A 19,526-nucleotide genomic window follows, 5' to 3' on the forward strand; every position below is an offset into this window, starting at 1 on the left:
GAAGACTTCGCCATAAAGACTAGTTTACTTATAGTGACATGAAAGCGATAACTACACCTATAATTGGTAACGCCTCAACTAAACCGATACCGATGAACATAATACCCATTAATTGACCACGTGCTTCTGGTTGACGGGCGACACCTTCTACTGTTCTTGAAACGATAAGACCATTACCAATACCTGCACCAAGTGCTGATAAGCCGATTGCGATTGCTGCTGCGATTAAATTCATTTAAAAATCCTCCTAATTTGTTCTTTTTATTTTTTAATTTAATGACTCTTTTGTACTTTGTGTGACATATATACCATCGAAAGCATTACAAATATATATGCCTGAATCGTACCGATAAAAATTGAGAATCCTTGCCATACAATTAGGCCAGGTAATCCGATTAGCCAACCCCATGCTGGGAAGTCGAATACTAAACCTGCCAATAATCCTAGCAATAATTCACCTGCAAAAATATTTCCGTAAAGTCGTAATCCTAGCGTCAATGTTGAAGTGAATTCTTCAAATACATTGATGGGCAATAGGAATATTGGCTTTGTATAATTTTGGAAATATCCTTTAGTTCCAACCATTTTAACTCCATAATAATGTGTTAATAGTATTATCAGAGTTGATAATGTTAGTGTCACAGTTGGATCGGCTGTGGGAGATTTCCACCACAGGGTGTGTCCCGAAATTAATTGGAACGGTAATCCAAGCATATTACTAACAAATATGAAAAAGATTAATGTAACGGCTAAGAAATGGAACTGACTACCTTTTGACCAAGCCATGTTACTTTCAATAATCCCTCTTACGAAATCAAAAACCCACTCGATAAAGTTTTGTTTGCCTGTTGGACGTTTCTTGAGGTTACGTGTACAAATAATAGCTATTACAAAAACAATAAACGCCGTAATCAACATCATCATAATCGATGATAGATTAAACACGATGTCTAGACCGAACACATTCCAACTGACTAGAGGGTCTTTATGATCCATGCTTTCTCACCTCTTTCATTATAAATTTTATTTCTTGTGTAAAAATGGTTTGAAAACAATTAAAACATAAGAAATCATTAAACCAACAACTACTCCAAAAATGTTTATATAGTCCTTATAAAAATACCATGTCGTACAAGCTAATATCACTATCAAATATCTCCAAATGTTGCCCGTTGAAATATGTATGTTATCCTTTTCTTTTGCTTTCGCCAAATAATATTCAAAAGTAAAAGTATTGATTAGCGATCCGATCATACCAATTATAAGACCTAATATAAATGCAGAGTATGTGAAAATAAACACAATTACAAGTACAATAATACAATATAAATAGTATTGTATGTACTGATTAAAAATGATGTTGAAACGTTTCATTTCAGTGCCTCGCTTCACCTTATCTTTCATATATGAAAACCATTCCAATCATACAATTTTAATAATAATATAGGATACTTTACGTGTCAATTCTATTCAAATTGTAATTCAATTTTTTACAAGAATGTCACAAAAATGACACATAAATACATAATTATTTGAAAGAAGAAGGTTTTTTATCAATTAAACCGAAAAAATATTTAATATTTTGACAAATTCTATATGATGCATTGCCATCTCCATATGGATTTTGAGCTGTGCTCATCGTCTCATATAAATTTTTGTTGTCTAATAGCTCTTTGGTTGCTGCAAAAATGTCCTTTGTATTTGTACCTACAATTCTTAATGTACCCGCTGCCACACCTTCTGGCCTTTCTGTTACATCCCTTAGTACGAGCACTGGTTTGCCTAATGAAGGCGCTTCTTCTTGTACTCCACCAGAATCAGTTAAAATTAAATAAGACTGGTGTGCAAAATTATGAAAATCAACAACTTCTAATGGTTCTACAAGCTCGATTCTCGTGTGGTTTGACAAATAATAATCTGCAATTTCGCGTACTTTAGGGTTTTTATGTATTGGATATACGACAACAACATCCTCGTATGCTTCGACAATATCACGTACTGCTTTGAAAATATGTGCCATAGGTTCTCCAATATTTTCTCGTCTATGCGCAGTTAAGAGAATAATACGTTTGTTTTTATGCTTAGCTATGATTTCTGATTGATAACCATTATGAATTGTCGTTTTCATAGCATCAATCGCAGTATTGCCTGTCACTACGATCGTGTCTTCTGGTTTGTTTTCAGCGATCAAATTGTTTGCAGCATTATTGGTAGGAGCAAAGTTTAAATCAGACATTACTCCTACCATTTGTCTATTCATTTCTTCAGGAAATGGAGCGTATTTATTCCAAGTTCGTAAACCAGCTTCGACATGTCCGATTGGGACTTGATTATATAATGCTGCTAAGCTTCCGGCGAATGTACTCATAGTATCTCCGTGAACAAGTATCATATCTGGTTGCGCTTCCTTTATCACATCCTCTAATCGAATGAGTATGCGAGAAGTTATATCAGACAATGATTGACCCTGTTTCATAATATTCAAATCATAATCAGGTGTTATGTCAAAGCTCTTCAAGACAGAATCTAACATTTCTCTGTGTTGCGCAGTCACTACAACGATTGGTTGTAATTCAGAATCTTTCTCCAACTCTAAAACGAGCGGTGCCATCTTTATCGCTTCAGGACGTGTCCCAAAAACAGTCATAACTTTTTTCATACTACTCCACTCCTGGGTTAAACTATTTTGTACCGAATAAACGGTCACCAGCGTCACCTAAACCAGGTGTAATATAAGCATGGTCATCTAATTTCTCATCTAATGCTGCGATATAAATATCAACATCTTCATGTGCTTCTTGTAATTTTTCTACACCTTCTGGAGCTGCAATCAGACACATAAATCTGATGTGTTTAGCGCCACGTTTTTTAAGTGAATTAATCGCTTCAATTGCGGAAGCACCAGTCGCTAGCATTGGATCAACTACTACAATTTCTCTTTCTTCAATATCTTGTGGTAGTTTTACAAAATACTCAACTGCTTCTAGTGTTTCGGGATCTCTGTATAACCCAACATGACCTATTCTTGCTGCCGGCACTAAATTTAAGATACCTTGTGTCATACCAAGTCCCGCTCTTAAAATGGGAATAAATGCTAATTTTTTACCTGTTAGTCTCTTAGCTATCATTTTAGTGACTGGTGTTTCAATTTCTACATCTTGTAACTCTAGATTTCTAGTTACTTCGTATGCCATCAACATACCAACTTCATCTACGAGTTCTCTAAATTCTTTTGTACCTGTATGTACATCTCTAATGTAACTTAATTTGTGTTGAATAAGTGGGTGATCAAAAACATGTACGTTGCCCATAATTACTTCCTCCAATTTAATTATATAAAGGATGTTTCGTAGTTAATGCTTTAACTCTTTCTTGTCCTTCTTTTAATGTTGTTTCATTTTCAGGATCTTTTAGCACTAGGCTAATAATTTTGGCTACTTCTTCAAATGCCGCTTCATCAAAACCACGTGTTGTAGCTGCTGGCGTACCAAGTCTTAAGCCACTTGTTACAAAAGGTTTTTCTTGATCAAACGGAATTGTATTTTTATTACAAGTAATACCTATTGAGTCCAAGGCTTCTTCTGCTACTTTACCAGTAATATTGACTGATCCTTTTACATCTACGCATACTAAATGATTATCAGTACCACCAGATACTACTCTAAAACCTTCTTTATTTAATGTATCAGCTAATGCTTTTGCATTTTTTATCACTTGTTGTTGATATGTTTTGAAATCATCTTGAAGTGCTTCACCAAACGCTACAGCTTTAGCAGCAATAACATGTTCTAAAGGGCCCCCTTGAATACCTGGGAAGATTGTTTTATCAATTTGCTTTTTGTATGCTTCTTTACATAAAATCATACCACCACGAGGGCCGCGTAATGTTTTATGTGTTGTCGTAGTTACAAAATCAGCGTATTCTACTGGGCTTGGGTGTAGACCCGCAGCTACTAACCCGGCGATATGCGCCATATCCACCATCAATTTAGCGCCAACTTCATCAGCAATTTCTCTAAAACGTTTGAAGTCTATTGTTTTTGAGTATGCAGATGCGCCAGCAACAATTAATTTAGGTTGATGCGCTTTTGCTACTTTTAAAACTTCGTCATAGTCTATTTGTTCACTCTCTTTGTCGACACCATATTCGACAAAGTTATAAAATTGACCACTAAAGTTTACTGGTGCACCATGAGTTAAGTGTCCACCATGACTTAAATTCATACCTAATACAGTATCTCCGTGTTCTAATGCAACGAGATAAACAGCCATATTTGCTTGTGAACCAGAATGTGGTTGAACGTTAACATGTTCTGCACCAAACAATTGCTTAGCTCTTTCAATAGCTAATGTTTCAGATACATCTACGTATTCACAACCACCGTAATATCTTCTGTTTGGATAACCTTCAGCATACTTGTTAGTTAATACGGAACCTTGAGCTTCCATAACTGCTTCCGACACAAAGTTTTCTGATGCGATTAACTCTATATTGTTATTTTGACGGTTGAACTCGTTTTGAATCACTTCATAAATTTCTTTATCTTGATCTTTAATAAATGACATTAGTAAACCCTCGTTTCTGTATTAGTTATATTTTGCTCTTTCGCCACCAATTTTCTTAGGTCTTGAAGAAGCGATTGTAACAATTGCTTCGCCAATTTGCTTCACGCTTGTACGCTCAGGTATCGCTACATGTTTAATATGCATACCGATTAATGTTTGGCCAATATCAATACCTTTTGGAACGTTAATTGTTTCAACGACTATAGGGTCAGCCATATGTTGATATGCATATGTAGCTAAACTACCTCCAGCATGGACATCAGGTACAACGGTTACTTCTTCCATCGTTAGGGGATCGAAATTTGCTTTTTCAATAGTAATTGCTCTATTGATATGTTCACAGCCTTGAAATACAAAAGAAACGCCTGTTTCTGTTTCAATCTCTTTTAATGCTTCAAATATATCTTTTGCTACCTCCATTGATCCAACACTACCTATGCGTTCGCCAATCACTTCTGAAGTAGAACAACCTATAATGCAAAGCTCATCGTCTTTAAAGAAAGATTTAGATTTTAATTCATCTAATAACGCTTTTAAACCCTCCATGTTTAACACCCCTTATTTATTTTGATATAAAGTAAGCCAAAATACATAAGTCCAATCAGACAAATTTAATTGCTAGCAAATTTGCTACACGTTATTATTATAACGTATTTAATGAGTTACTCATACTAATTTCACATATTTATTTACTCTAATATTTTATTTTTTAATTTTTCAATCAATGAATTTAATTCATTATAAATTTCAATATAATCTGATTTAGTTCCTCCGAACGGGTCAGCGACATCATCACCATGCAATACATACTCACCTAAAGTGAATATATGTGTACCTTTACCATACATTTGTTTAATTGCTTCTTTATGGCTTGTTGACATGGTCAAAATAAGATCCGCATTCATATCAATTTCAGTGAACTTTTGAGCATTTTCTGGTATTGGTAATTGTTTTTCTTTTACGATAGCGTGTGTATATTCTGATGTAGGTGCACCATCTATTGCAAACAAGCCACGTGATGCAACTTCAATATCTGGCATTTTAGCTTTTGCAATACTTTCTGCCATCGGACTTCTGCAAGTATTTCCAGTACAGACAAAAACGATTTTCATAAAGTTTCTCCTTTAACAATGGTATAATTTGCTGCCTTTTGCATACGATTCATGATAGCAACTGCATCATCACGATTTTCAAATCCAAATATATAAGCCTCTTTAATATTTTCATTTTGATCTATATCATGCAATATTTGATACAAATTATGATTTGCACCTTTAATATCTCTTTCATTTTCACACAGTGGAATGAAAGTTGCATTTTCAGGAATATATTTCAGTTTATCTTTTGGAAATATAAAAGCGACATTACGCCAATCTTTACTTGAGGATAGTTGTTGATGAACCGCGTATACAATTGTTATTGGGGTATCTGGTGCATAATGTTTATATTTCATTCCTGGAGCTATGGGCTTTTCTTGATTCAAATCCTCTTTTGTTGAAATAGATCCAGGCAACACATTTTCAATCATAGATTTGGTAATAGACCCTGGACGAGCTATCCTAAACGGATATTGTGTACAATCTAACACTGTACTTTCTAGACCTTCTTCACTTTGGTCACCATTGACAATACCATCAATTCTTTGGTTTAAATCACGATATACGTGTTCAAAATTAGTTGGAGAAGGTCTACCACTTAAATTAGCACTGGGCGCAGCAATCGGTATATCTACAAACTCTAATATTTTCCTTCCAATCGGGTGACTCGGCATCCTAACTGCTATGGATGAAAGTCCACCACTTACACTTTCACATAAAAAACCTTTTTTCAGTGGTAAAATAAATGAAATTGGACCAGGCCAAAATTGATTCATTAGCATCCTAACTTCTTGTGTAATATGCTTTGTAAATGCATCTAATTGTTTAACATTATGTATATGAACGATTAGAGGGTTATCTGAAGGTCTACCTTTTGCTGCATAAATATTTTTTATAGTCTGTTCATTTCTTGCATCGCCACCTAAACCATATACTGTTTCAGTTGGTATAGCGATGAGTCCACCAGCTTCAAAAACATTTTTTATTTCATTATAAGTATCTATATTAACATCGTCTGTCAGATGATTCCTCAAATCCCATATTTTTGTTTCCATCTATACACACCCTTTCATCTTAATTTCAATTTTAAAACAAAATAAGAAGTTATGCACCTTCATGACTTATCATGTTCAGCACACAACTTCTTAAGTTACCATTCGAAAGAAATAATTCTATCATTATTGTTAATATCTTTTATTATTTGAACACAAACAGCAGGATATTTTTCTTCAATTTTTTTCTTTAAAGTAAGGCCTTGTTTATAACCAATTTCAAACACAACTATTGCATTGGGTAATAATACATCTGGCAATTGTTCTAAAATCTTATCATAAACTTGAAAACCATTATTTTCAGCAAATAAAGCACTGGTAGGTTCATATCTCAATACTGTATCTTCCATTAAAGTTTTTTCGCTATCAGCTATATATGGTGGATTTGAAATTAATCCATTCACTTTAATATTTTTCTCTATTAAAGGATTTAAGGCATCACCTTGTAAAAATGTAATGTCTACATCATGATACTGAGCATTGTCTTTTGCCACCGATAAAGCTGCATCATATAAATCTGTAGCTAAAACGTCCAAGTATTGATTCATTTTTTTAAGTAAAATAGGTATGTTGCCACTACCTGTGCCTATATCTACAACTTTATCTCCAGACTTCACCAAATTATAAAAATGCAGTAATACTTCTTCTGTTTCAGGTCTCGGAATTAAACAGTGTTCATTCACTTTAAATATTTCACCATAAAAAGATTGTGTGCCTACAATATATTGAATAGGTTCACCTTGTAACATCCTTGCTTCCGCATTATCAAACAACACGTTGTGTGCTTCTGTCATAATTTCGTCAGCATGCAACAAATAATCTGTTTTTTGCCATTGAAATAAATCAAGCATCAACCATTCAGCTCTTGTTACTTCAATACCTATTGCTTCACATTTGCTTTGTGCAATCTTCAATCTTTCTCTATAATTCACCGTCATTCAGTTCTTTCAATTTATCTGTTTGTTCAGCTAAAGTTAGTGCATCAATAATCTCATCTAACTTACCTTCCATAACTTGCTCTAATTTCTGCAATGTCAATCCAATACGATGATCCGTTACACGACTTTGTGGGTAATTGTATGTTCTAATTCTCTCTGAGCGATCACCTGAACCGACAGCTGATTTACGCTGTGCTGCATACTTTTGTTGTTCTTCTTGTAATTTCATATCAAACAAACGTGCCTTTAACACTTTCATTGCTTTTTCACGGTTTTGAATTTGAGATTTTTCTGATGAAGTAGCAATAACACCCGTTGGCAAGTGTGTGATTCGAACGGCTGAATCTGTAGTATTTACGTGTTGCCCACCTGCCCCACTAGAACGATAGGTATCTATTTTAATATCTTCATTACGAATTTCTATCTCAACATCTTCAACTTCTGGTAATACGGCAACTGTAGCTGTAGACGTGTGAATACGTCCACCTGACTCTGTTGCTGGTACACGTTGTACACGATGTGCGCCATTTTCGTATTTCAATTTACTATAAGCGCCTGTGCCTGAAACAGAGAAACTAATCTCTTTGTATCCGCCATGGTCACTTTCAGTAGCTTCTACTATATCTGTCTTATAACTATGCGCTTCAGCGTATCTAGAATACATTCTAAATAAATCTCCAGCAAATATTGCAGCCTCATCTCCACCAGCAGCTGCACGAATTTCAACAATTACATCTTTTTCATCATTTGGATCTTTTGGAATTAACAAGAATTTTAATTCTTCTTCTAATTCTGGAATTTTTTGGCTCAATTCTTGCTTTTCATCTTTGAGCATTTCAACTTCTTCTTCATCTTTTGTTTCCTGTAACATTTCATCTATTTCAGTTACATCTTCTTTAACTTGTTTATATTCGCGATACACTTCAACTGTTTTTTGCAAATCAGCCTGTTCTTTTGAATATTTTCGTAAATTATCTGGGTTATTTACGACTTCAGGATCACTTAACATTTCGTTTAATTGTTCGTATCTTTCTTCTACAATGTCTAATTGATCAAACACTACATTTCCTCCTTCTCATGATTACTTGGTGCAACGATATGATGTGCCCTACATCTAGGTTCATAGCTTTCGTTTGCGCCGACGAGAATCACAGGGTCATCTATTTTTGCTGGATTGCCATCAATTAACCGTTGTGTACGGCTTGATGACGAGCCACATACTGCACAAACAGCTTGTAGTTTAGTCACTTCTTCACTTACTGCTAATAAATGAGGTATCGGTTCAAATGGTTCACCTCTGAAATCCATATCTAAACCTGCAGTAATCACTCTATGTCCCTTTTCAGCTAATTCTTCTACAATATGAACAATGTTGTTTTCAAAAAATTGAACTTCATCGATTGCTATAATATCAAAATTTGATAAATCGTGTTTATAAATCTCAGCTGCTGTTGAGATATTAATTGCCTCAATTGCATTGCCATTATGCGAAACAATTTTATCTTTATGATAGCGGTCATCTATTGCTGGTTTAAATACAACCACCTTTTGTTTAGCATATAGTCCACGTCTTAAGCGACGAATTAATTCTTCAGATTTACCACTAAACATGCTTCCAGTTATACATTCTATCCAGCCGGAATGATAAGTTTCATTCATTATGCGTTCCACCCTTTTTCAAAACATAATCGGTTTATTATATCATATTTTCCATCTTAAAATATCAATTTCTCTTAAGTTATTTGTAATTTAATATGTAATTAATGTACTAAAACATCGGCACTCTTTTGGTTTTACCTTTCCATCATCCATGTTAAATAAAAAAGCATTCTCATAAAATGAGAATGCCTTATTACAACAATTATTCGTTGCTTGATTTGAATCCGAATTTCTTGTTGAAACGTTCCACACGACCATCCGCAGCAGCGAATTTTTGACGTCCTGTGTAAAACGGATGTGAATCAGAAGAAATATCTAAACGAATAACTGGGTATTCATTTCCATCTTCCCATTCCATCGTTTCTGATGAAGATTTTGTTGAACCACTTAAGAATTTAAAATCTGTAGTTGTATCTAAAAAGATAACTTTGTGGTATTCAGGATGAATATTTTGTTTCATTTTTTTCAGCTCCTTTGCCCTGAACCATCTGGAACAGAGTTGTTTGTGAGTTTTTTTACCCAATACTTGATAATTATAATTGTTATAAAACTAAAACGCAACCCTAAATCACATTTTTAAATGATAAGCCGCTTTAAATAATTGGCTTTCCAGTTTTAGTACTCTCCTTGGCAGCTTCCTGTAATTGTTCAAAGAATTCTTGATTCGTTTTTGTTCGTTTTAATTTTCTTACAAATCTTTCTGTAAAATCAAGTGAATCTGTAAACATGTTACGCAGTTGCCAAAGTGATTCTAAATCTTTTGGTGATATTAGCAATTCCTCTTTACGTGTAGAACTTCGACCAATATCAATAGCTGGAAATACACGACGTTCAGCTAGTTTACGATCAAGATGTAATTCCATGTTTCCTGTTCCTTTAAATTCTTCATATATCATATCATCCATACGAGAACCAGTATCCACTAACGCAGTAGCTAATATCGTCATACTACCACCAGCTTCAATATTTCTTGCTGCACCAAAGAACGCCTTAGGTTTGTGTAATGATGCTGGATCTAAACCACCTGAAAGTGTACGTCCACTTGGCGGGATAACCAAGTTATATGCACGTGCAAGTCTTGTAATGGAATCCATTAAAATAATGACATCTTTACCTATTTCTACTAAACGCTTTGCACGTTCTAATAGTAATTCTGCTACTTTGACATGATGCTGTGGAGGTTCATCAAATGTTGAGTGAACAACTTCTGCCGATTCAACAGAACGCTCTATATCAGTAACCTCTTCTGGTCTTTCACCCACAAGTAGCACAAATAATTCTGCATCAGGTTTATTGATTGCGATGGCATTTGCAATTTCTTTCAATAATGATGTTTTCCCAGCTTTAGGCGGGGCAACAATCAAACCACGTTGTCCTAAACCGATTGGAGTAATTAAATCCATAATACGCGTAGAATAGTTTTCTTTTGTTGTTTCTAACTTGATGCGTTCTTCTGGGTATAATGGTGTTAATGCTTGGAAATGTGGTCTTTTCTTAACTTCTTCTGCATTCTCATCATTGACAAAATCTACTTGTAGCAAACCATAATACTTTTCATTATCCTTTGGTTTTCTTACTTTACCAGTTACTTTATCGCCTCGTTTAATTTCAAAACGACGTATTTGACTAGCAGATATATAAATATCTTTTTCACCTTTTGAATAATTGACAGTTCTTAAGAAGCCGTAACCATCTTGTTGGATATCATCTAAGATACCTTCCATATAATAGTTTCCATCTTTTTCCATTTGCGCTTCCATAATTGCAAGAACTAACTCTTTTTTATTTAATTTACTATAATTTGTTAATTTCAGTGATTTTGCTTTTTGAGTGAGATCTTTAGTAGTGTAATTTTTATATAACTCGTGGAACGATTCGTACTGAGGTGATGTTCGTACTTTTTCAGGCATTATCTTGCACCCATTTCATAAATAAGTTTTAAATAACATAATGAACTACGCTATTTACTTTTATAACTATAGCAAATATTTTATTTAATTACAAAATGTATTTCAATAATTGAAATTTATAAATACTGCTTTAAAGCTAATTAGTTAATAAAACAGTATATTAAATTGTAAAACTTTACTTTATATTTCAAATTTTCTAAATATAATAAGCCCCAAGATATAAATATCTTTAGCTCAAGCGTAATTATCAATTGCTATTGAAACAATACAGAAGTTGTTATTTACATATTGCGATGTACTTATATTAGGAATTAAAATTTCAGTTTCAACGAATAATATAAGTTAAGTCTTAGTTTATAGCGATTTAAAAACGTGCTGACGCCCGGGGAAATGATATGAATGAGAGACTACAAACTCGAATCATATCCCCAGGCAAGCATGCACGATCGAAATCGCAAGATTAAAAAAGTGACTAATCCATCATTTATACTCATGTTCAGTTGAATTATTTGGTGAATTTAAAAATTCAACTTTCCATTAATTGTATATGATAAATCATGTTTTCTATTGTTATAAAATAGTTACTTCTTTAAATAATACGGAGATGTTTTTGTATGATGACACATCACTTATAGCGATTTGGAAACGTGCTGACGCCCAGGGAAATGATATGAATGAGAGACTACAGGATCGAATCATATCCCCAGGCAAGCATGCACGATCGAAATCGCAAGATTAAAAAAGTGACTAATCCATAGACCTATGGATTAGTCACTTTTAAGCGTGAGATTTTTGTCTCAGTTTGTTTTGTTACAACATCTCGCTTAGTTTTTATAATAGATTATGAATTATAATATCCTGCAATAGATTTAACTTCTAAGAATTCTTCTATACCATAATCTCCCCATTCGCGTCCTAAACCTGATTGTTTGTAACCACCGAATGGTAAATCTGGTTTACGTCCAGCTTCATTAATTTCAACTGTTCCAGCCTCAATTGAACGTGCTACTTTGTGAAGTTTTTCTTTATCTTGTCCATATACATAACCAGCTAAGCCATATTTCGTATCATTTGCAATTTCAATAGCTTCGTCTAAATCATTATACGTAATTACAGACATTACAGGACCGAAAATTTCTTCTTGTGCAATTGTCATATCATTTTCAACATTATTAAAAATAGTTGGTCTTGCAAAATAACCTTTTTCTAAGTTTTCAGGTTTTCCAGGACCACCATATAATAATTCGGCACCTTCTTCTACACCTTTATCAATATATGATTGAACCTGATCAAATTGTTTTTTGCTAATAATTGGTCCTACTTGTGTACCTTCTTCACGAGGATTACCAACTTTAACTTGGCTAAATTTTTCTTTAACAGCTGTTAAGAATTCTTCTTTTATACTTGCTGGTACTAATGTTCTTGTTCCTGCAGTACAAACTTGGCCTGTGTTATTAACGACTTTGCCAGTAGCTGCACTTGCAGCGCCATCGATATCAGCATCATCTAAAATTATATATGGAGATTTACCCCCTAATTCTAATGATACTTTTTTGAAATCTTCAGCTGCTTTTTTCATAATACTCGCACCAGTTGGACCAGATCCAGTAAAGGACATCATTCTCACTTTTGGATGTTCGCTAAGCGGATTTCCCACACCTTGGCCGTCGCCATTTACTAAGTTAAACACGCCTTTAGGTACGCCAACTTTATCAAATATTTCTGCTAAAATAATTGCTGCAAATGGTGTTTCTTCTGATGGTTTTAACACGACCGGACTTCCCGCTGCAAAGGCTGCAGCTAATTTTAATGAAGTTTGGTTAGTTGGAAAATTCCATGGTGTAATTAATCCTGCAACACCAATCGCTTCTTTGACGACTAAATCGTCACCGCGTCTTTCTTCAAATTCAAAATTATCTAATGCGTCTCGTGCTGCTTCAAAATGATCTAATCCCATTTGGTAATGGACATTTTCAGATACTTTTAAAGGAGCTCCTAATTCATCGGTTATTGCGTCAACGATATCATCTTTTCTATTTTTATATTCTTGAACGATTTTATCTAAGAGTTCTTTTCTTTCTTCTACAGAACTGTGTCTAAATTCTAAATATACATTATCTGCCGCTTCTACCGCTTTATCAACATCTTCTTTATTACCTTTAGCAATTTTACCTGCTACTTCTTCTGTTGCTGGGTTGATAACATCAAGTGTTTCTCCGCTTGAACTTTCTACCCATTGTCCGTTGATATATTGTTTAGTGAAGTTTCTCATCTATTATTCACTCCTTAATTTGTGTTCATATTTTTATTCTAACCTAGATTTTTAATTTTAAAACATATCTGCTCATATCAAATCTTTTCAAACGTTGTTATTACAGGCTTTCACGCATGATAATTGCACATTGTTGTAAGAGCATTAACTATCTATACGACGACATGAAATAACAGTGATAGCCTAAAAATTATAATTATTAAGCATAATACGATATGTCAATCACCTAAGTCATTTTAAATTATTGCAAAAAGATGGCTCAACAATAAATAAAAAAGCTATAAAGAAATCTTTAAACAAAGATTTCTTTATAGCTAACCTAAGTATGTTAAAAATAACCTCGAAATAACATTTATCTGTAAATAAATATTACGTAGAATATCAAATTAAAAAGCTAAAATCTTTAGCTTTCTAACTCAATATATTCTTGGGCCCATTTTTCCATAGGAACCAATGCCGTTGCCAAGGCATCACCTTTATCTGTAAGTTGGTATAAAATGTTCATAGGACTAGTAGAAATAATCTTTTTCTCTACAAGCCCCCATTCATTTAGATCTGTTAATTTTATGCTAAGCGCACGAGGCGTAATTGTTTTCAAATCACGCTTCATATCAGAAAAATGAGCAGATTTTTCTGTGCATCTAGACAAGTAATTAATGATAAGACCGTTCCAACTTCTGCCTACTATTTTAAAGGTCTCTTCTAGATAAGGGCAAACCTCCATGGTCATCACCTCATATCAATTATATTTCCCACTGCATAAACTATAATTATGTTTTATTCATTCAGTATAATTATTATACCACATGTTTTATATTTTTTCAGTCCAAATGTCTGCACCAAGTGATTTTAGTGTTTTAACAATGTTAGTATAACCACGATAAATATGCTTTACATTGTAAATTGTAGTAACACCTTCAGCCAATAAACCAGCTACAATAAGACAAGCACCTGCACGTAAGTCACTCGCGTATACTTCTGCACCAGTTAATTTTGATGGTTTGATAGTAGCAGTACCATTATCTGATGTAATATGAGCACCCATTTTTTTAAGTTCTTCTACGTGCTTGAATCTAGCAGGATAAATTGTTTCAGTCACAAAAGATACGCCATCAGCCATAAATAATAACGGCGTGATAGGTTGTTGTAAATCTGTGGCGAAACCAGGATATACTAATGTTTTGATATCTACACTAGCATATGGTGCACTCCTCTTAATTGTTGCACTATCATCGCTGACATTAATGTCTACACCAAGCTCTTTCAACTTAACAGTTAATGGCTCAACATGAGTAGGAATAATATTATTAATTACAATATCTTCACCACAAGCTGCTGCAATACACATATAAGTTCCTGCTTCGATTCTATCTGGAATCACCTGATGATGTGATCCATGAAGATGCTCAACACCTTTTATTTTAATAGTACTCGTACCAGCACCTTTAATATTAGCACCTAAACTTGTTAAAAAGTTTGCTACATCAACAACTTCAGGTTCTTTCGCTGCGTTTTCAATTACAGTTTGCCCTTCAGCTCGAACTGCTGCCAACATAATGTTAATTGTAGCACCCACACTAACAATATCTAAAAATATGTTAGCTCCTATTAAACGATCAGCTTCAATTTTCATAGATGTTTCACTGGATTCATCAATATGCGCACCTAATGCTTTAAAACCTTTGATATGTTGATCAATTGGTCGTGGACCTAATGGACAACCGCCTGGTAAACCAATCACGCATTTTTTAAATCTACCTAACATTGCTCCCATCATATAGTATGATGCACGTAATGATTCTACTTTGTTATTAGGTAACGGCGCATTTTCAATTTCATTTGGATCAACTTCAAGGGTCATACCTTCTAAGTTTGCCTTAATGTTCAAATCACCTAATAAACTCACAAGCGTTTCAACATCTGAGATTTGTGGCAACCCTTCTATTGTAACTTTATCTTCCGCTAATATTGTCGCTGGAATAATTGCTACAGCACTATTTTTTGCACCATGATTATTAACTTCACCTTTTAGTGTTTGACCGCCTCTAATTTTTATTACTTCTTGAGCCATTCGCTTGATCTCCTTTGCCTTTCAATCAGTATTTCAATTTAATTACATTATTTGCATTATAAAGTAAAAAAATACAGTTTGCAAAACACACCAATGAAACAAAACCTTTTTAATTTAAATTTATGTATTGCTTCACTTTTATGTATACTATAATGATATATTCATTCCCGATTTAATAGGATTCAAATCCTACTTGTCTTATTTCTGTTTAAAAATTATATTAATTTTTTCAATTTACTTAATTTTAATGCTCATAGATTATAACATAAAAAAATAAGACTGCGACATTAAAAATTGTCGCAGCCTTCTCAGTTTAATCATCAAGATTGTTATATAATACTAACCTTTTTATTATAAGCCGATTATTTAGCTCTATTTGATGTACCAAACTCTTTAATTTTACTAATTACTGTTGTTTTAATTGCTTCACGTGCTGGTCCTAAATATTTACGAGGATCATACATTTCTTGATCATTGTCTAAAGCTTCACGTACTGCTTTAGCAGAAGCAATTTGGTTTTCTGTATTAACATTGATTTTTGCAGTTCCAAACGGAATCGCTTTTTGAATGTCTTTAGTTGGGATACCAGTTCCACCATGTAATACTAATGGTAAACCTGTTGAAGCACCAATCTCTTCCATTTCTTTAAATCCTAATTTTGGTTCACCTTTATACGGTCCATGAACTGAACCTAATGCTGGTGCTAATGTATCTATACCTGTTTTTTCAACAAGCTCTTGACACTCTTTAGGATCTGCATAAATAACACCTTCAGCAACAACATCGTCTTCTTGTCCACCAACTGTACCTAATTCTGCTTCTACTGATACACCATGTTCGTGAGCGTATTCAACTACTTTTGATGTAATTGCTATGTTATCTTCAAATGATTCATGAGAAGCATCAATCATAACTGAAGTGAATCCAGCATCAATAGCTTCTTTACATTTATCAAAACTTGAACCATGATCTAAGTGGATTGCAACTGGAATCGTAATTTCTTTATCGTGCATTAATCCTTCTACCATTTTAACTACTGTATAGAATCCACCCATATAACGTGCTGCACCTTCAGAAACTCCTAAAATAACTGGAGCATTTTCTTCTTGTGAAGCTTCTAATATCGCTTGTGTAAATTCTAAGTTATTTAAGTTGTATTGACCAACCGCATAACCATTTTCTTTTGCATCGATTAACATTTCTTTCATTGAAACTAAAGGCATGAAAGTTCCTCCTTAGTGCATTAAGCACATATTTTTACAATTTAATTATATCAAAATCCCAAACAATTTGCATTCTTCTATTCAATTGTAAGCGTTTTTAATTTATTTTTTCAATTTATTACTTTTAAATCAGTCTTTAATTTTCATGTTTTTATATAAAATTGCAATATTTACTACCATTATTTACAATAAGTTGAGTGAATAGAACGGAGGTACATATATGTCTAAAATTTTGAACACACAATTAAATGGTGTTTTTAATCGAATAGAAGCACAAGCTTTAGATATTCAAATGGCAGCTCAATGCTTAATTCAAGCAATTGGCGGTGAAGGTAATGTATTTGTTAAAGGTTATGGAGATTTGAATTTTTTTGAAAGTTATATATTAAACAGTAATGAAAAATTAGAGTCTAGTATAGCGCTACGCTCACTCAATACATTTGAAGATATTGATACAACAGATAGAGTGTTTCTCTTTTCTCCTTATTATACTGAGGATGTAGAAAAAGACGTTAACGCATTAATTGCAAACGATGTAGATTTTGTCTTAATTTGTAATAAGCCAAAGACAGAAAACTTTCAGGATCATTTATTTCATTTTATTAATTTAAGTACGCCTAGACCTATTGTCTATACGGAAGATTACGATAAAATTGTTATACCACATCCTATTGCATTTAATTATATTTATTATGATATATATACACAAATGGTTGAAATGGTTAGAGATTTAAATCTTTAGCATTTCATCAAATTTAATAGACAATCTGATTTAAAAAAAGGCTGAAACGTATGTTATCGTTTCAGCCTTTTTACAACTATATTTACTTAATCTGTTGGTGTTTCAATGATGCTTCTATAAACGCTTTGAATATAGGTTGCGGTCTATTAGGTCTAGATAGGAATTCTGGATGGAATTGACATGCGACAAAGAAATCATTTTCCGGAATTTCTACCATTTCGATTAATCTACCATCTGGACTAGTTCCAGAGAATATCATGCCTTTTTCTTCTAATTGATCTCTATATTCATTATTGAACTCATAACGGTGACGATGTCTTTCTTCTATATCAACTTCGCCATAAATTTTATGCGCTAAAGTTCCTTCTTTTATATGGCATGGATATAGACCTAATCTTAACGTACCACCTAAATCTTCAATATCTTTTTGTTCAGGCAATAGGTCAATAATCGGATGTGGTGTTGAAGGATCTAGTTCTGCAGAGTGTGCATTTTCAAAGCCAAGTACATTTCTAGCAAACTCTACTGTAGCAAGTTGCATACCTAAGCAAATACCGAAATATGGTACATTATTTTCTCTCGCGTATTTGATAGCAGAAATTTTTCCTTCACTTGCTCTGAATCCAAATCCACCAGGAACTAAAATGCCATCAACATCATTAAGTATATCATGTACATTTTCATCAGTTACTTCACTAGAATCTATCCATTTAACTTCAATATCTTTTTTAAATGGATAACCTGCATGTTTTAATGATTCAACAACCGATAAATATGCATCTTGAAGACTGACATATTTACCAACTAAACCAATAGTTATTTTGCCATCTAAACTATTGACTGTATCCAATAAATATTGCCATTCATCTAATTGAGTATCGTATTTAGCGTTAAGTTCTAAGCGTCTAATTACGATATCATCCATGTCCTGTTTACTTAATTGTAAAGGGATTTCATAGAGTGAATCTGCATCACGACATTCAATTACACTTTCTTTGTTAATATCACAGAATAAAGCAATTTTATCTTTTAAATCTTGTGTTAGTTCATATTCTGTACGTACTACGATTAAGTCAGGTTGAATACCTAAACCACGTAGTTCTTTAACACTGTGTTGCGTTGGTTTTGTTTTCATTTCACCGGCAGCTTTTATAAATGGTAAAAGTGTACAATGTACGTACATGACATTTTCACGACCTAAATCACTACGAATTTGTCTAATCGCTTCAATAAATGGTAATGATTCAATATCACCAGTAGTACCACCAATTTCAGTAATAACTACATCAGCATTTGTACTTTCTCCCGCTAATAGTAAACGTTCTTTAATTTCATTTGTAATATGAGGGATTACTTGGACCGTACCACCAAGATAATCACCACGACGTTCTTTTTTCAAAACATGTGAATAGACTTTACCAGCTGTAACATTTGAATATTTATTTAAATTAATATCAATAAATCTTTCATAATGTCCTAAGTCTAAATCTGTTTCCGCACCATCATCAGTAACAAATACTTCACCATGTTGGTATGGACTCATTGTACCTGGATCAACATTTAAATATGGATCAAATTTTTGTATTGTAACTTTTAACCCTCTATCTTTTAATAAACGTCCTAAAGATGCTGCTGTGATACCTTTACCTAATGAAGATACAACTCCACCAGTTACAAAAATAAACTTTGTCATTTTCTGCCTCCTATTATTAAAACAGTCATTCTCACAATACCAACAAAAATTTATGGCATGTTTCATTAATCATTGAAATGGTTATAATTTATCTAAACGTCAAAGCTTTATAATTTTTAAATATCATTATATTCACTATAAATAACGTCATAAATTAAAATTTTATAAAATTTGTATAGTAATTCAAATAAAAAAATCGCTCCCTCTCACAGCATTTGCAAGGGGGAGCGTATAATATTTATACACGTCGTCCTAATTAAAGGAGCCCGAATAAAATTTTATCATTTTCGCAGAAAAAGTCAA

20 protein-coding genes are annotated in these 19,526 nt (G+C 33.4%); 1 reads left to right on the plus strand and 19 read right to left on the minus strand.

The genetic code is table 11. The features are described from left to right. Positions 1–28: 28 nt before the first annotated feature. The 18 genes from atpE to fdaB form a co-directional block, all read right to left on the minus strand. Positions 29–235 (minus strand): F0F1 ATP synthase subunit C, encoded by a 207-nt coding sequence (gene atpE, locus FYJ81_RS11295; RefSeq protein ID WP_002482721.1) that lies wholly within the window; start codon positions 233–235, stop codon positions 29–31. A 38-nt stretch (positions 236–273) separates the two neighbouring features. Continuing rightward, entirely contained in the window at positions 274–996 is a 723-nt protein-coding gene (atpB, locus tag FYJ81_RS11300; protein WP_154409662.1) for a F0F1 ATP synthase subunit A, read from the minus strand. Between the two features lie 27 nt (positions 997–1,023). Beyond that, the gene (locus FYJ81_RS11305; RefSeq protein WP_107384852.1) at positions 1,024–1,374 is read right to left on the minus strand and encodes an ATP synthase subunit I; all 351 of its coding nucleotides are present in this window, start codon (positions 1,372–1,374) and stop codon (positions 1,024–1,026) included. Positions 1,375–1,528: 154 nt separating this feature from the next. Next, positions 1,529–2,659 carry a non-hydrolyzing UDP-N-acetylglucosamine 2-epimerase gene (wecB, locus tag FYJ81_RS11310; protein WP_107384842.1) on the minus strand — a complete coding sequence of 377 codons (1,131 nt, stop codon included), beginning with the start codon at positions 2,657–2,659 and terminating at the stop codon, positions 1,529–1,531. Between the two features lie 22 nt (positions 2,660–2,681). After that, positions 2,682–3,311: a uracil phosphoribosyltransferase gene (gene upp, locus FYJ81_RS11315; RefSeq protein ID WP_019468295.1), complete on the minus strand. Its 630-nt coding sequence runs from the start codon at positions 3,309–3,311 to the stop codon at positions 2,682–2,684. Between the two features lie 16 nt (positions 3,312–3,327). Continuing rightward, positions 3,328–4,566 carry a serine hydroxymethyltransferase gene (glyA, locus tag FYJ81_RS11320; RefSeq protein WP_107386306.1) on the minus strand — a complete coding sequence of 413 codons (1,239 nt, stop codon included), beginning with the start codon at positions 4,564–4,566 and terminating at the stop codon, positions 3,328–3,330. Positions 4,567–4,587: 21 nt separating this feature from the next. Continuing rightward, positions 4,588–5,112, minus strand: a complete 525-nt coding sequence (locus FYJ81_RS11325) for a TIGR01440 family protein (protein ID WP_107386305.1) — start codon at positions 5,110–5,112, stop codon at positions 4,588–4,590. Positions 5,113–5,255: 143 nt separating this feature from the next. Then, on the minus strand, positions 5,256–5,678 hold the full coding sequence (locus FYJ81_RS11330) for a low molecular weight protein arginine phosphatase (RefSeq protein WP_107384846.1): 423 nt from the start codon (positions 5,676–5,678) through the stop codon (positions 5,256–5,258). Further along, positions 5,675–6,718, minus strand: coding sequence for an L-threonylcarbamoyladenylate synthase (locus FYJ81_RS11335; protein WP_107384847.1), 1,044 nt, complete (start codon positions 6,716–6,718; stop codon positions 5,675–5,677). Before FYJ81_RS11335 ends, FYJ81_RS11330 begins: the two co-directional genes overlap by 4 nt. Positions 6,719–6,813: 95 nt before the next feature. Further along, positions 6,814–7,653 carry a peptide chain release factor N(5)-glutamine methyltransferase gene (gene prmC / locus FYJ81_RS11340; RefSeq protein ID WP_107384848.1) on the minus strand — a complete coding sequence of 280 codons (840 nt, stop codon included), beginning with the start codon at positions 7,651–7,653 and terminating at the stop codon, positions 6,814–6,816. Then, the gene (gene prfA, locus FYJ81_RS11345) at positions 7,637–8,713 is read right to left on the minus strand and encodes a peptide chain release factor 1 (protein WP_019468289.1); all 1,077 of its coding nucleotides are present in this window, start codon (positions 8,711–8,713) and stop codon (positions 7,637–7,639) included. Before prfA ends, prmC begins: the two co-directional genes overlap by 17 nt. Continuing rightward, the gene (locus FYJ81_RS11350; protein WP_107384849.1) at positions 8,713–9,312 is read right to left on the minus strand and encodes a thymidine kinase; all 600 of its coding nucleotides are present in this window, start codon (positions 9,310–9,312) and stop codon (positions 8,713–8,715) included. Before FYJ81_RS11350 ends, prfA begins: the two co-directional genes overlap by 1 nt. Before the next feature lie 202 nt (positions 9,313–9,514). Then, a complete protein-coding gene (locus tag FYJ81_RS11355; protein ID WP_019468287.1) occupies positions 9,515–9,772 on the minus strand; it encodes a type B 50S ribosomal protein L31 in 258 nt (85 codons plus the stop codon). 133 nt (positions 9,773–9,905) lie between these two features. After that, a complete protein-coding gene (rho, locus tag FYJ81_RS11360) occupies positions 9,906–11,222 on the minus strand; it encodes a transcription termination factor Rho (protein WP_107384850.1) in 1,317 nt (438 codons plus the stop codon). An 841-nt stretch (positions 11,223–12,063) separates the two neighbouring features. Next, positions 12,064–13,494, minus strand: coding sequence for an aldehyde dehydrogenase family protein (locus FYJ81_RS11365; RefSeq protein WP_107385297.1), 1,431 nt, complete (start codon positions 13,492–13,494; stop codon positions 12,064–12,066). A 403-nt stretch (positions 13,495–13,897) separates the two neighbouring features. After that, positions 13,898–14,218 carry a winged helix-turn-helix transcriptional regulator gene (locus FYJ81_RS11370; RefSeq protein ID WP_107385296.1) on the minus strand — a complete coding sequence of 107 codons (321 nt, stop codon included), beginning with the start codon at positions 14,216–14,218 and terminating at the stop codon, positions 13,898–13,900. Between the two features lie 87 nt (positions 14,219–14,305). Further along, a complete protein-coding gene (locus FYJ81_RS11375; RefSeq protein ID WP_107385295.1) occupies positions 14,306–15,565 on the minus strand; it encodes a UDP-N-acetylglucosamine 1-carboxyvinyltransferase in 1,260 nt (419 codons plus the stop codon). 362 nt (positions 15,566–15,927) lie between these two features. Then, positions 15,928–16,788, minus strand: coding sequence for a class IIb fructose-bisphosphate aldolase FdaB (fdaB, locus tag FYJ81_RS11380; protein ID WP_107384756.1), 861 nt, complete (start codon positions 16,786–16,788; stop codon positions 15,928–15,930). Positions 16,789–17,008: 220 nt separating this feature from the next. Here fdaB and FYJ81_RS11385 point away from each other — a divergent pair, with 220 nt between their 5' ends. After that, entirely contained in the window at positions 17,009–17,530 is a 522-nt protein-coding gene (locus tag FYJ81_RS11385; protein WP_107384757.1) for a DUF2529 family protein, read from the plus strand. A gap of 82 nt (positions 17,531–17,612) precedes the next feature. Here FYJ81_RS11385 and FYJ81_RS11390 read toward each other — a convergent pair whose 3' ends face one another. Next, complete coding sequence (locus FYJ81_RS11390) at positions 17,613–19,223, minus strand: CTP synthase (RefSeq protein WP_107384758.1); 1,611 nt, start codon at positions 19,221–19,223, stop codon at positions 17,613–17,615. Between the last annotated feature and the right edge of the window lie 303 nt (positions 19,224–19,526).

Source organism: Staphylococcus sp. McC-251-APC-3A2 (genome assembly GCF_009695665.1).
Taxonomy (GTDB): domain Bacteria; phylum Bacillota; class Bacilli; order Staphylococcales; family Staphylococcaceae; genus Staphylococcus; species Staphylococcus cohnii.

Bases quoted from the DNA above. Each gene is read 5' to 3' on its own strand.
- atpE (WP_002482721.1), bottom strand. From the start codon at position 235: ATGAATTTAATCGCAGCAGCAATCGCAATCGGCTTATCAGCACTTGGT.
- atpB (WP_154409662.1), bottom strand. From the start codon at position 996: ATGGATCATAAAGACCCTCTAGTCAGTTGGAATGTGTTCGGTCTAGAC.
- FYJ81_RS11305 (WP_107384852.1), bottom strand. From the start codon at position 1,374: ATGAAACGTTTCAACATCATTTTTAATCAGTACATACAATACTATTTA.
- wecB (WP_107384842.1), bottom strand. From the start codon at position 2,659: ATGAAAAAAGTTATGACTGTTTTTGGGACACGTCCTGAAGCGATAAAG.
- upp (WP_019468295.1), bottom strand. From the start codon at position 3,311: ATGGGCAACGTACATGTTTTTGATCACCCACTTATTCAACACAAATTA.
- glyA (WP_107386306.1), bottom strand. From the start codon at position 4,566: ATGTCATTTATTAAAGATCAAGATAAAGAAATTTATGAAGTGATTCAA.
- FYJ81_RS11325 (WP_107386305.1), bottom strand. From the start codon at position 5,112: ATGGAGGGTTTAAAAGCGTTATTAGATGAATTAAAATCTAAATCTTTC.
- FYJ81_RS11330 (WP_107384846.1), bottom strand. From the start codon at position 5,678: ATGAAAATCGTTTTTGTCTGTACTGGAAATACTTGCAGAAGTCCGATG.
- FYJ81_RS11335 (WP_107384847.1), bottom strand. From the start codon at position 6,718: ATGGAAACAAAAATATGGGATTTGAGGAATCATCTGACAGACGATGTT.
- prmC (WP_107384848.1), bottom strand. From the start codon at position 7,653: ATGACGGTGAATTATAGAGAAAGATTGAAGATTGCACAAAGCAAATGT.
- FYJ81_RS11350 (WP_107384849.1), bottom strand. From the start codon at position 9,312: ATGAATGAAACTTATCATTCCGGCTGGATAGAATGTATAACTGGAAGC.
- FYJ81_RS11355 (WP_019468287.1), bottom strand. From the start codon at position 9,772: ATGAAACAAAATATTCATCCTGAATACCACAAAGTTATCTTTTTAGAT.
- rho (WP_107384850.1), bottom strand. From the start codon at position 11,222: ATGCCTGAAAAAGTACGAACATCACCTCAGTACGAATCGTTCCACGAG.
- FYJ81_RS11365 (WP_107385297.1), bottom strand. From the start codon at position 13,494: ATGAGAAACTTCACTAAACAATATATCAACGGACAATGGGTAGAAAGT.
- FYJ81_RS11370 (WP_107385296.1), bottom strand. From the start codon at position 14,218: ATGGAGGTTTGCCCTTATCTAGAAGAGACCTTTAAAATAGTAGGCAGA.
- FYJ81_RS11375 (WP_107385295.1), bottom strand. From the start codon at position 15,565: ATGGCTCAAGAAGTAATAAAAATTAGAGGCGGTCAAACACTAAAAGGT.
- fdaB (WP_107384756.1), bottom strand. From the start codon at position 16,788: ATGCCTTTAGTTTCAATGAAAGAAATGTTAATCGATGCAAAAGAAAAT.
- FYJ81_RS11385 (WP_107384757.1), top strand. From the start codon at position 17,009: ATGTCTAAAATTTTGAACACACAATTAAATGGTGTTTTTAATCGAATA.
- FYJ81_RS11390 (WP_107384758.1), bottom strand. From the start codon at position 19,223: ATGACAAAGTTTATTTTTGTAACTGGTGGAGTTGTATCTTCATTAGGT.